Consider the following 12,631-nt stretch of genomic DNA (forward strand, 5'->3'; position numbering starts at 1 on the left):
ATGGAGGAATCACATGCTCAACATATTAAAAAAATGGAAAGGCTCTCCTCAGCTTTCCGACGATAAAATTGTAAATAAAGAGGAAGTTTTAAAGGGGGAAATACCCAACCATATTGCTATCATCATGGATGGGAATGGAAGATGGGCAAAAAAACGTGCACTTCCAAGAATGGCTGGTCACCACGAGGGTATGAAGGTTGTAAGAAAAATAACGAAACAAGCTAACGCGCTCGGTGTCAAAGCTCTTACATTATACGCTTTTTCAACTGAAAACTGGAAACGTCCAAAGATAGAAGTAGATTATTTAATGAAACTGCCTGAAGAATTTCTTACAACTTATTTACCGGAATTAATTGAAGAAAACGTGCAGGTTAGGGTAATGGGAGATAAAAATAAACTTCCTATACATACATTAAAAGCGGTAGAAAAAGCAATAGAGGATACTAAAACGAATGATGGGCTTGTTTTGAATTTTGCATTAAACTATGGTAGCCGTACGGAAATTATAACGGCTGTACAACAAATAGCAAAAGATGTAGAATCAGGAAAGTTAAATAGAGAGGAGATCGATGAAAGTCTTTTCTCAAATTATTTAATGACTCAAACACTACCCGACCCGGATTTATTAATTCGAACGAGTGGAGAAATAAGATTAAGTAATTTTATGCTTTGGCAGCTTGCTTATACAGAGTTTTGGTTTACAGATGTGCTTTGGCCTGATTTTAATGAACAATGTTTATTACAAGCAATCTACACTTATCAACAAAGAGGCCGCAGATTTGGTGGCATATAAAGGTGATGAAGTAAAAAATGAAACAACGAATTTTAACAGGAGTTTTAGCCGCAGCTTTATTTCTTCCGTTTGTTATTTACGGAAAACTTCCGTTTGCAATATTTGTTTATTTACTAGCGTCAATTGGATTATTTGAATTATTAAGAATGAAAAAAATTTCTTTAATGAGTTTTCCAGGGCTCGTTAGCTTATTAATATTATGGGTTCTATTAATACCAAATTCATATATATCATTATTAAATGATATGATTTTCTCCAAAGCTGAATTTGCGTTACTTGGACTTCTGTTGCTTTTAACCTATACAGTTATGACAAAAAACAAATTTACCTTTGATGATGTAGGATTTGTAGTAATTACTGTATTTTACTTAGGTATCGGGTTTTACTTTTTCATTGAGACGAGAAACTTGGAATTAAACCTTGTATTTTATGCATTAATTTTAATATGGGTTACAGATTCAGGTGCATATTTTGTTGGTCGTTCAATAGGTAAAAATAAACTTTGGCCAGAAATAAGTCCAAATAAAACAGTTGAGGGTGCTTTAGGCGGTGTATTTTTCGCGGTTATATTTGCATGTATATATCAGTATTTCACAAATGTGTTTGATCATTATGTAAATGTGATTATTATGACTGTTTTCCTCTCTATTTTTGGACAAATAGGAGATCTTGTTGAATCAGCATTTAAGCGGCATTATCAAGTAAAAGACTCAGGAAGTATTCTCCCTGGACACGGCGGAATCCTTGATCGTTTTGACAGTTTATTATTTGTATTGCCGTTAATGCATTTTTTAAATATCCTTTTAGGGGGATAGAGTCCAAGCAAACGTATTTTATTTTTGATTGGAAGTGACTTCGTGAAAAAAATTAGTCTTTTAGGTGCTACAGGATCAATAGGAATTCAAACATTAGATGTGATTGAAGCACACCCTGATCAATTTAACCTAGTATCAATGTCATTCGGAAGCAATATCTCATCAGGAATTAAGATTATTCGTAAATTCCAACCAAGCTTTGTTGCCGTTAAAGATAAAGAAACGTATGAGAAATTAAAACTAGAATTACAAAATGAAACTGTTAAGATCGGATATGGTCAAGAGGGGCTTATTGAGGCGGCCACTTTTGACGGTGTTGATTGCTTAGTGAATGCTGTTGTAGGAAGCGTTGGTCTTGTCCCTACATTAAAAGCTATTGAGAACAAAATTACCATAGCATTGGCAAATAAAGAAACATTAGTTACAGCAGGTCACCTTGTAAAAGAGCATGCTAAAAAATATGGTGTTAATTTATTGCCGGTTGATAGTGAGCACTCAGCAATTTTTCAATGTTTACAAGGGGAAAACCCTAAAAAGATTGAAAGACTAATCGTTACGGCTTCAGGAGGAAGCTTTCGCGACAAAACACGTGAAGAATTAAAAGATGTGACAGTAGAGCAAGCTCTGAATCACCCTAACTGGTCAATGGGTGCAAAGATTACAATTGATTCTGCTACAATGATGAATAAGGGGTTAGAAGTGATAGAAGCGCACTGGCTATTCGATATCCCCTATGAAAAAATAGATGTTTTATTACATAAAGAAAGCATTATCCATTCCTTAGTTGAATTTCAGGATCATAGTATTCTTGCCCAATTGGGGACACCAGATATGAGGGTTCCGATTCAATATGCTTTAACATATCCCGATCGATTGCAAGTAAAGAACTCAAAAAAACTTGAATTGTGGGAAGTTGGAAAATTACATTTTGATAAAGCTGATTTTAACAGATATAAATGCTTACAATTTGCATATGATTCAGGTAAAATAGGTGGAACAATGCCAACAGTTTTAAATGCTGCAAATGAAGTAGCTGTTGCTGCATTTTTAAAAGGACAGATAAAGTTTCTTCAAATTGAGGAATATATTGAAAGAGCAATGGATAAGCATAAGAGCATCGCACATCCAGGTTTGGAGCAAATTCAGGAAGTTGATCAACAAACTCGAAATTTTGTACAAACATTAATCTCATAAAGGTGGTCATACAAAAATGAATACAGTGATAGCGTTTGTCCTTATTTTCGGTGCTCTGGTTTTTTTTCATGAGCTCGGTCATTTAATCTTAGCTAATCGAGCAGGCATACTTTGCCGGGAGTTTGCAATAGGTTTTGGTCCTAAAATACTATCTTTCAAAAAGAATGAAACAGTCTATACAATTCGTCTTTTGCCTATTGGCGGTTTTGTCCGGATGGCTGGAGAGGACCCGGAGGTTATTGAGGTAAAGCCGGGTCATAATGTTGGTTTACTCTTTAATAAAGAAGATAAAGTTGAAAAAATTATCTTAAATAATAAAGAAAAATACCCAAATGCAAGAATCATTGAAGTTGAAAATGTAGACTTGGAGCATAACATGTTCATTGCAGGTTATGAGCATGGGGAAGAAGAATATTTAAAAAGGTTTGAAGTGAGTGAGACATCTTATTTTATTATGGATGGGCAACAAACACAAATTGCACCTTATAACCGACAATTCCAATCCAAAACGGTTGGTCAAAGGATTGCAGCAATCTTTGCTGGACCATTCATGAATTTTCTTCTTGCATTTGTCATCTTGTTTTCTTTAGGTTTTATTCAAGGAGCTCCTGTTAATGAAGCTAGATTAGGTGAATTAACATCAGACGGTTCCGCAAATAAAGCGGGATTACAAGAAGGAGATGTCATTCATTCCATTGAAGGAGAAGCAACTTCAACATGGGAGAAAGTTGTCTCAATTATCCAAGCAAATCCTGATAAAGAACTAACATTTGAAGTTGAACGAAACGGTGAAATCTTAAGTTATGAGGTTATCCCTGAAGCCACAAAAGTAGGGGAGAATGTGATTGGCCGCATTGGTGCGTATAATCCAGTTGATAAATCATTTGGAAGCTCTCTGAAGTATGGATTTGTTGAAACCTATACCTGGACAAAAGAAATATTAATTGGCTTTGGTAAGCTTATAACAGGTCAATTTTCAATTGATATGTTATCGGGTCCTGTCGGCATCTATGATATGACAGATCAAGTAGCTGAGTCAGGTACAACTAACCTGCTTAGATGGGCAGCACTGCTTAGTATTAATTTAGGTATTGTTAATTTATTACCTATTCCTGCTTTAGATGGCGGTCGGTTATTATTCTTATTTATTGAGGCATTAAGAGGAAAACCTATTGACCGACAAAAAGAAGGAATTGTTCATTTTATCGGTTTTTCATTATTAATGCTATTAATGCTCGTTGTCACATGGAATGACATCCAACGCTTATTTTTATAAACAAAAGTTTAATTTAAAACAGAGGTGCTCGTAATGAAACAAAGTATGACGTTTATTCCTACTCTTAGAGAAGTTCCAGCTGATGCTGAAGTGAAAAGCCATCAGCTAATGCTACGAGCTGGATTTATTAGACAAAACACTAGTGGTGTGTATAGCTACTTACCTTTAGCACAAAGGGTTCTAAAAAAAATTGAACAAATTGTGCGTGAGGAAATGGATAAAGCAGGGGCTTCAGAATTATTAATGCCAGCCCTGCAACAAAGTGAATTATGGCAGGAATCTGGTCGATGGTATTCCTACGGTCCAGAATTAATGAGATTAAAAGATCGTCATAATAGAGAATTTGCACTAGGTGCTACACATGAAGAGATGATTACTAGTCTAGTAAGAGATGAAGTAAAATCATATAAACGCCTTCCATTAGCTTTATACCAAATTCAAACAAAATTCCGCGATGAGAAGCGACCACGCTTCGGTGTTTTACGTGGACGTGAATTTATCATGAAGGATGCTTATTCATTTCATGCAACAAATGAGAGCTTGGATGAAGGGTATGAAAAGATGTTTGCCGCTTATCAAAATATCTTCTCTCGTTGTGGATTAGATTTTAGAGCGGTTATTGCAGATTCAGGTGCAATGGGTGGAACAGATACACATGAATTTATGGTTTTATCTGATATTGGGGAAGATACAATCGCATATTCTGATACATCACAATATGCTGCAAACATTGAGATGGCACCTGTAAATGCTACTTATGAAAAAAGCACTGAAGCGTTAATGGATCTGGAAAAGGTTGAAACACCGAACCAAAAAACAATTGACGAGATTTCTAGCTTCATGCAAGTGTCAAAAGAGAAATGTATAAAATCTATTTTATTTAAAGTTGATGAAAAATATGTTCTCGTACTCGTACGTGGGGATCATGAGGTAAATGATATTAAAGTTAAAAACCTATTTGGAGCTTCTGTTGTTGAATTAGCAACCGCCGAAGAAACGAAAGAAGTATTACAATGTATTCCAGGTTATGTTGGCCCAATTAATGTTTCGGACCAAATAGAGGTTATTGCTGATCTTGCAGTAGCTGCAGTTGTTAATGGGGTATGTGGAGCAAATGAAGAATCATTCCATTATACAGGTGTAAATATTGAACGAGATGCAAAGGTTTCCCAATTTGCTGATCTTCGCTTCATTCAAGAAGGTGATGCTTCACCAGATGGTGAAGGTACGATTAAATTTGCAAAAGGCATTGAAGTAGGTCATGTGTTTAAATTAGGAACAAGATACAGTGAAGCAATGAATGCAACATTCTTAGATGAAAATGGCCGTTCTAAGCCTATGATCATGGGATGCTATGGAATTGGGGTATCAAGAACACTAGCCGCTATCATTGAACAAAACAATGATGATAATGGAATTCTTTGGCCTGATTCAGTGGCTCCATTCCAATTACACATCATTCCAGTAAATGTAAAAAATGATGCACAAAGAGATTTAGGTGACAAATTATACAACAGCTTCACCCAGGCTGGATATGAAGTGCTTTTAGACGACCGTCAAGAGCGTGCTGGAGTAAAATTTGCAGATTCTGATCTAATCGGAATTCCAGTTCGAATCACAGTTGGAAAAAAGGCAGATGAAGGTATTGTTGAAGTAAAACTTCGCAAAACTGGTGAATCCTTTGAAGTCTCAGTAGATGAATTAGAAGAAAAAATTACTGAATTACTTGGAAACTAAAAAAGCTTACTCCTAAGTTAAAACCATGATAAAATAAAAAAATGACAAGAAGAGGCTGACTCGATTTAATAGGACAATTCCCTTTGTGAATTGTCTAAAATGAGGCAGCCTCTTCAATTGTGATAAAACAAGTCCATACTTGTTTGAGAGGGGGAACAAAAAATGGAGATGCAAGCAAATCAGGTTGAGCGATTCCAACTTTTGCTTCAGCAAATTAATTTAACAGAGGATGCAGCAGTTGTTCATTTCAGAAATGGCTCAATTGCTCGTTTAACTGTCCATAAGCAATCGAAGAAATGGCATTTCCACTTTCAATTTGAAAAAATCTTGCCTTTTAATGTATATCATTTATTTCATACAAAACTAACAAAAGCTTTTTCACATATAGCAGATGTTTCATTCAGTTTTGAAGCAAAGGACTCTTCATTTGATGAAAAGTTAGTTCAGGATTATTGGTCAATATGTATACAAGAAATGGATGGAATATCTCCACCAATGTTAGCATTGTTGAATGAACAAAAGCCGACTGTTCAAGGAGTTAAAGTCATTGTAAAAACAAAAAATGATACAGAAGCAATGACGATAAAACGCAAATATGCTTCTCTTATTCAAGATAGTTTTCAACAGTTTGGATTCCCTGCTTTTCAATTGGATACGACAGTAGCTGTATCTGAAGAAGAAATAAAGCATTTTCAAGAGCAAAAGCTCCAAGAGGACAAGGCTAGGGGACTTCAAGCTTTAACTGATATGGAAAACGCTGAGAAGGAAGAATCAAGTCAGCAAGAATTGACAGGTCCGCTAACAATTGGATACACAATTAAAGATGACGAAGAGATTAGAACAATGGCTTCAATTGAGGATGAAGAACGAAGAATTGCTATTCAAGGTTATGTGTTTGATGCGGAGACAAAAGAGTTACGAAGCGGAAGAACATTATTAACGTTTAAAATTACTGATTATACAAGCTCAATCCTTGTCAAAATGTTTGCAAGAGATAAAGAGGATGCTGTATTGGTTCAAGCTGTTAAAAAAGGCATGTGGCTTAAAGTGCGCGGGAGTATTCAAAATGATACTTTCGTACGTGATCTAGTAATGATTGCAAATGATATTAACGAGATCTCTCCAAAGGAAAGACAAGACCGTGCTCCTGAAGGTGAAAAAAGAGTAGAGTTACACCTTCATTCCCCAATGAGTCAAATGGATGCCGTAACATCTATAAGTAAACATGTTGAACAAGCGAAAAAATGGGGCCACAAAGCTATTGCCTTAACAGATCATGCCGTTGCACAGTCTTTTCCTGAAGCTTACTCGGCAGGCAAAAAGAATGGTATTAAAATATTATATGGAGTCGAAATCAATTTAGTTGATGATGGTGTCCCTATAGCATATAACGATGATAACCGTTATTTACCTGATGAAACCTATGTTGTTTTCGACGTTGAAACAACAGGGCTTTCTGCCGTTTATGATACGATTATTGAGCTGGCGGCTGTTAAGGTTCGTGGTGGAGAAATTATCGATCGATTTGAATCCTTTGCAAATCCGCATCATCCGCTTTCTGCAACAACGATTGAGTTGACCGGTATTACAGATGATATGGTAAGAGAAGCTCCAAATGTTGATGTTGTATTACGCAAGTTTAAGGAATGGATTGGTCAGGATATTTTAGTTGCTCATAATGCAAGCTTTGATATGGGCTTTTTAAATGTTGGATACAAAAAGCTATTAGGAGAAGAAAAAGCAAAAAACCCTGTTATTGATACATTAGAGCTTGGACGCTTTTTATATCCAGAGCTTAAAAATCACCGACTTAATACACTTTGTAAGAGATTTGATATAGAACTCACTCAACATCACCGAGCTATTTACGATGCCGAAGCAACAGGTTATTTATTAATAAAAATGTTAAAGGATGCGGCTGAAAAAGGCATTGAGTACCATAATCAATTTAATGACAATATGGGAAAAGGAAATGCTTATCAACGTTCTCGCCCTTATCATGCGACAGTCCTTGCTCAAAATGATACAGGCTTGAAAAACCTATTTAAATTAGTTTCTATATCACATATTAATTATTTTTACCGTGTTCCTCGTATACCTCGTTCTCAACTAAATAAATATCGCGAGGGACTTATTATCGGTTCTGCATGTGATAAAGGTGAGGTTTTTGAAGGGATGATGCAAAAATCTCCAGAGGAAGTAGAAGAAATTGCTGCGTACTATGATTATTTAGAAGTCCACCCTTTAGATGTATATAAGCATCTTATTGCCCTTGATTATATTAAGGATGAGCAAGCTCTACAAGAAATCGTCACGAATATTGTGAAGCTTGGCGAAAAACTCAATAAACCGGTTGTGGCCACCGGAAATGTTCATTATTTAAATCCAGTAGATAAAATATATAGAAAAATATTAGTGAGCTCTCAAGGTGGAGCAAACCCATTAAATCGCCATGAGTTGCCAGATGTTCATTTCCGAACAACGGATGAAATGCTTGAATGCTTTTCTTTCTTAGGTGGAGAAAAAGCAAAAGAAATTGTCATCGAAAACACAAATAAAATTGCTGATATGATAGAAGAAGTAAAACCTATCAAGGATGATCTGTATACACCGAAAATTGAAGGTGCTGATGAAGAAATCCGTGAGATGAGTTACTCAATGGCAAGGCGGATATATGGAGAAAACCTTCCGGAGCTTGTTGAGGCACGGTTAGAGAAAGAATTAAAAAGTATTATCGGGCATGGTTTTGCCGTTATTTATCTAATCTCACATAAGCTGGTTAAAAAATCGCTGGATGATGGATATCTTGTAGGCTCACGTGGATCTGTTGGTTCTTCATTTGTTGCAACTATGACAGAAATTACTGAGGTTAATCCATTGCCACCTCATTATGTATGTCCAGATTGTAAGCACTCTGAATTTTTTAATGATGGTTCAGTTGGTTCTGGCTTCGATTTGCCGAATAAAGAATGTCCAAAATGTGGTGCTCAATATACAAAGGATGGACATGATATTCCATTCGAGACGTTCCTTGGATTTAAAGGAGACAAGGTTCCTGATATTGATTTAAACTTCTCAGGTGAATATCAACCAATAGCCCATAACTATACAAAGGTTCTTTTTGGTGAGGATTATGTATATCGTGCTGGAACCATAGGAACTGTTGCTGAAAAAACAGCCTATGGTTATGTGAAAGGCTATGCGAATGATCACAATATTATCTATCGTGGTGCAGAGGTTGATCGACTTGTTCAAGGCTGTACTGGCGTCAAACGAACAACAGGTCAGCACCCTGGCGGAATTATCGTTGTACCTGATTATATGGATATTTACGATTTTTCTCCTATTCAGTATCCGGCAGATGCAACAGGATCTGAATGGCGAACAACACATTTTGATTTCCATTCCATCCATGATAATCTATTAAAGCTTGATATATTAGGACACGACGATCCAACGGTTATTCGTATGTTACAAGATTTAAGTGGTATTGACCCTAAAACCATTCCAACGGACGACCCTGAGGTTATGAAAATCTTTAGTGGTACAGAGTCTCTTGGTGTAACAGAAGAACAAATAATGTGTAAAACTGGAACTCTTGGAATTCCGGAGTTCGGGACAAGATTCGTAAGACAAATGTTAGAGGATACTAAACCAACAACATTTTCTGAGTTAGTCCAAATATCTGGGTTGTCACATGGAACAGATGTATGGCTAGGTAATGCGCAAGAGCTAATTCATAATAAGATTTGTACGTTAAGTGAAGTAATTGGTTGTCGTGATGACATCATGGTGTATTTAATTTACCAGGGACTTGAACCTTCTTTTGCTTTTAAAATTATGGAATCTGTTCGTAAAGGAAAAGGGTTAACAGAGGAAATGGAAGAGGAAATGAAAAAGAATGAAGTTCCTTCCTGGTATATTGATTCATGCTTGAAAATAAAATATATGTTCCCAAAGGCACATGCCGCTGCTTATGTATTAATGGCAGTCCGTATTGCTTATTTTAAAGTTCATTTACCACTTTTATATTACGCAGCTTACTTTACAGTTCGTGCAGATGATTTCGATATCGATACAATGGTAAAAGGCTCAACACCAATTCGTGCGAAAATCGAAGAAATTAACCTTAAGGGATTAGAGGCTTCACCAAAAGAGAAAAACCTTTTAACGGTTCTTGAATTAGCGCTAGAAATGTGTGAACGAGGATTTTCTTTTCAAAAGGTTGATCTTTATCGCTCAAGTGCTGATGAGTTTATTATTGATGGTAATAGTTTAATACCGCCGTTTAATTCAATACCGGGACTGGGAACAAACGCTGCCATTAACATTGTAAAAGCTAGAGAAGACGGTGAGTTCCTTTCAAAAGAGGACTTACAGCAACGTGGAAAAGTATCAAAAACAATTATTGAGTATCTAAGTACACATGGTTGTCTTGATGAACTGCCAGATCAAAATCAATTGTCATTGTTTTAATTTGATTGTAGGTTCATACGTCGATACCGGATCGCTTTTGTTTTTTCTAATAGAATTTAGGAATGAAAGTAATTGCTAATATTGCTGTCTAGTTACAGCGGCCAGCGACTAGTGAACTTCACTTCCTTACGATAAGTATAAGTCAACATCGAATCGCTTTCGCTCTTCGTGTTTCCTATATCTCATACGGAGGCCTCCAGTTCATACGTCGCTAACGGGTCGCTTTCGCTTTTCTAAATAATTTGCATAAAAAAGATGGTTATGTTATGCTTTTAATGGAAATGCTAACGATAAGCAGAGGAAAAGAGTGGGGTAATCTCCCACTCTTTCGTATTGTAATCGCCCTCGTCATTCGGATAGTATACTACATACCATTCCCTGCTCACAAGGCAGGGTTTTTCAGCAGCTAAAGGTGTTAAACCGCTATTGTTCAAATGTAAAGTTAGCGCACCAAGCTCCAATATGTAGTCAAAATGGAGAGGTTATTCAAAAGAAATTAATATCCTTGAATCCTCAATCTTAGCTGACTTATAGCTGAGCCTGAATGCAGGAGCATTGCGCTATTCTTACAAGGAGGAAGAGAATGAGCAAAAAAGTTACAGATATCGTTGAACAATTAGTCTCACCTATATTAGAGGATATGAACCTTGAATTAGTTGATATTGAATACGTTAAGGAAGGTTCTAGTTGGTTTCTTCGATTATTCATTGATTCTGAAACAGGTATTGATATTGAAGAATGTGGAGTTGTTAGTGAAAGATTAAGCGAGAAGCTTGATGAATTAGATCCGATTCAGCATAACTACTTCTTAGAAGTATCATCTCCAGGTGCAGAGAGACCTTTAAAAAAAGAAGCAGATATAAGAAAAGCAATCGGAAAACAAGTCCACATTAAAACATATGAGCCGATCAATGGAGAAAAGGTATTTGAAGGTGTCTTAACTGATTTCAACGGTCAAACGCTTACAGTCACTGTAACGATTAAAACAAGAAAGAAACAAGTTGAAATCCCTTATGATAAAGTGGCAAAAGCTCGTCTAGCTGTCACCTTCGGTTAACAAGGTGAAATTGTTTAAGCAGGGTAACTCCTTGTTTACACTCAACCTTATAGGATTCTCTTCTTTATTTTATGTAGGAAGAGATACAAGAAGTATTACATGAAGCTTATTTTTTAAGGGGGAAGCCGTTAAAATGAGTAGTGAATTATTAGATGCCTTAACAATTTTAGAAAAGGAAAAGGGCATCAGCAAAGAAATTATTATTGAGGCAATTGAAGCGGCACTTATTTCTGCTTACAAACGTAATTTTAATCAAGCTCAAAATGTTCGAGTTGACTTAAATCGTGAAACAGGAACAATGAAAGTGTTTGCTCGAAAAGATGTTGTTGATGAGGTTTATGATCCTCGTTTAGAAATTTCACTTGGTGAAGCACAAAGTATTAATCCTAATTACGTTGTTAATGATGTTATTGAAATGGAAGTGACTCCAAAGGACTTTGGCCGCATCGCTGCTCAAACAGCAAAACAAGTTGTTACTCAACGTGTACGCGAAGCTGAACGTGGAGTTATTTATGGTGAGTTTATCGACCGTGAAGAAGATATTATGACAGGAATTGTTCAACGTATCGATTCCAAGTTTATTTATGTAAGTTTAGGAAAAATCGAGGCGCTCTTACCTGTGAGTGAACAAATGCCTAATGAAACATATCGACCACATGATCGGATAAAAGTATTTATCACAAAGGTAGAAAAAACAACAAAAGGTCCACAGATCTTTGTTTCAAGAACACATCCAGGTCTGCTTAAAAGATTGTTTGAAATTGAGGTGCCTGAAATTTATGATGGAACAGTTGAAATTAAATCTGTATCACGTGAAGCAGGAGATCGCTCAAAAATTTCTGTCCATTCTGACAATCCTGAGGTTGATCCAGTTGGCTCATGTGTAGGGCCTAAAGGTCAACGTGTACAAGCGATTGTAAATGAGCTTAAAGGTGAAAAGATTGATATTGTCAAATGGTCACAAGACCCGGTGGAGTTCGTTGCAAATGCGCTTAGCCCTTCTAAAGTTGTTGAAGTTTTAGTTGATGAAGAGGAAAAAGCAACGACAGTTATTGTCCCGGATTACCAACTTTCATTAGCAATTGGAAAACGCGGACAAAATGCCCGTTTGGCTGCAAAATTAACTGGGTGGAAGATTGATATTAAGAGTGAATCAGATGCTGAAAAAGCAGGGATTTATCCAGTTCAAACTAATAAATCGGTTTTAGATGTTGATGATGATGACGAACCACTTTTGACAAGTGTACAAGAACCTGAGCTTAGTGAATAAGAGGTGAAATCAC

At 36.3% G+C, this 12,631-nt stretch carries 8 protein-coding genes; all 8 read left to right on the forward strand.

Annotated features, from left to right (window positions below):
- The first annotated feature begins 13 nt into the window (after positions 1-13).
- The 8 genes from uppS to nusA all read left to right on the forward strand — a co-directional run bounded on the left by uppS (position 14) and on the right by nusA (position 12,618).
- Entirely contained in the window at positions 14-793 is a 780-nt protein-coding gene (gene uppS, locus AC4GZ8_RS03580; protein ID WP_491080456.1) for an undecaprenyl pyrophosphate synthase, read from the forward strand.
- A gap of 17 nt (positions 794-810) precedes the next feature.
- Entirely contained in the window at positions 811-1,608 is a 798-nt protein-coding gene (locus AC4GZ8_RS03585; RefSeq protein ID WP_491080457.1) for a phosphatidate cytidylyltransferase, read from the forward strand.
- A 42-nt stretch (positions 1,609-1,650) separates the two neighbouring features.
- Entirely contained in the window at positions 1,651-2,802 is a 1,152-nt protein-coding gene (gene dxr, locus AC4GZ8_RS03590) for a 1-deoxy-D-xylulose-5-phosphate reductoisomerase (RefSeq protein ID WP_491080458.1), read from the forward strand.
- 16 nt (positions 2,803-2,818) lie between these two features.
- Positions 2,819-4,078 (forward strand): RIP metalloprotease RseP, encoded by a 1,260-nt coding sequence (gene rseP, locus AC4GZ8_RS03595; RefSeq protein WP_491080459.1) that lies wholly within the window; start codon positions 2,819-2,821, stop codon positions 4,076-4,078.
- Positions 4,079-4,111: 33 nt separating this feature from the next.
- Positions 4,112-5,815 carry a proline--tRNA ligase gene (locus AC4GZ8_RS03600; RefSeq protein ID WP_491080460.1) on the forward strand — a complete coding sequence of 568 codons (1,704 nt, stop codon included), beginning with the start codon at positions 4,112-4,114 and terminating at the stop codon, positions 5,813-5,815.
- 162 nt (positions 5,816-5,977) lie between these two features.
- Positions 5,978-10,291, forward strand: a complete 4,314-nt coding sequence (locus AC4GZ8_RS03605) for a PolC-type DNA polymerase III (RefSeq protein WP_491080461.1) — start codon at positions 5,978-5,980, stop codon at positions 10,289-10,291.
- Between the two features lie 583 nt (positions 10,292-10,874).
- On the forward strand, positions 10,875-11,348 hold the full coding sequence (gene rimP / locus AC4GZ8_RS03610) for a ribosome maturation factor RimP (RefSeq protein ID WP_491080462.1): 474 nt from the start codon (positions 10,875-10,877) through the stop codon (positions 11,346-11,348).
- Between the two features lie 133 nt (positions 11,349-11,481).
- The gene (gene nusA, locus AC4GZ8_RS03615) at positions 11,482-12,618 is read left to right on the forward strand and encodes a transcription termination factor NusA (protein WP_491080463.1); all 1,137 of its coding nucleotides are present in this window, start codon (positions 11,482-11,484) and stop codon (positions 12,616-12,618) included.
- Positions 12,619-12,631 lie beyond the last annotated feature (13 nt).

The sequence above is a fragment of the Metabacillus sp. RB-C-LZQ-3-1 genome, from assembly GCF_058315175.1.

Bases quoted from the DNA above. Each gene is read 5' to 3' on its own strand.
- uppS (WP_491080456.1), top strand. From the start codon at position 14: ATGCTCAACATATTAAAAAAATGGAAAGGCTCTCCTCAGCTTTCCGAC.
- AC4GZ8_RS03585 (WP_491080457.1), top strand. From the start codon at position 811: ATGAAACAACGAATTTTAACAGGAGTTTTAGCCGCAGCTTTATTTCTT.
- rseP (WP_491080459.1), top strand. From the start codon at position 2,819: ATGAATACAGTGATAGCGTTTGTCCTTATTTTCGGTGCTCTGGTTTTT.
- AC4GZ8_RS03600 (WP_491080460.1), top strand. From the start codon at position 4,112: ATGAAACAAAGTATGACGTTTATTCCTACTCTTAGAGAAGTTCCAGCT.
- AC4GZ8_RS03605 (WP_491080461.1), top strand. From the start codon at position 5,978: ATGGAGATGCAAGCAAATCAGGTTGAGCGATTCCAACTTTTGCTTCAG.
- rimP (WP_491080462.1), top strand. From the start codon at position 10,875: ATGAGCAAAAAAGTTACAGATATCGTTGAACAATTAGTCTCACCTATA.
- nusA (WP_491080463.1), top strand. From the start codon at position 11,482: ATGAGTAGTGAATTATTAGATGCCTTAACAATTTTAGAAAAGGAAAAG.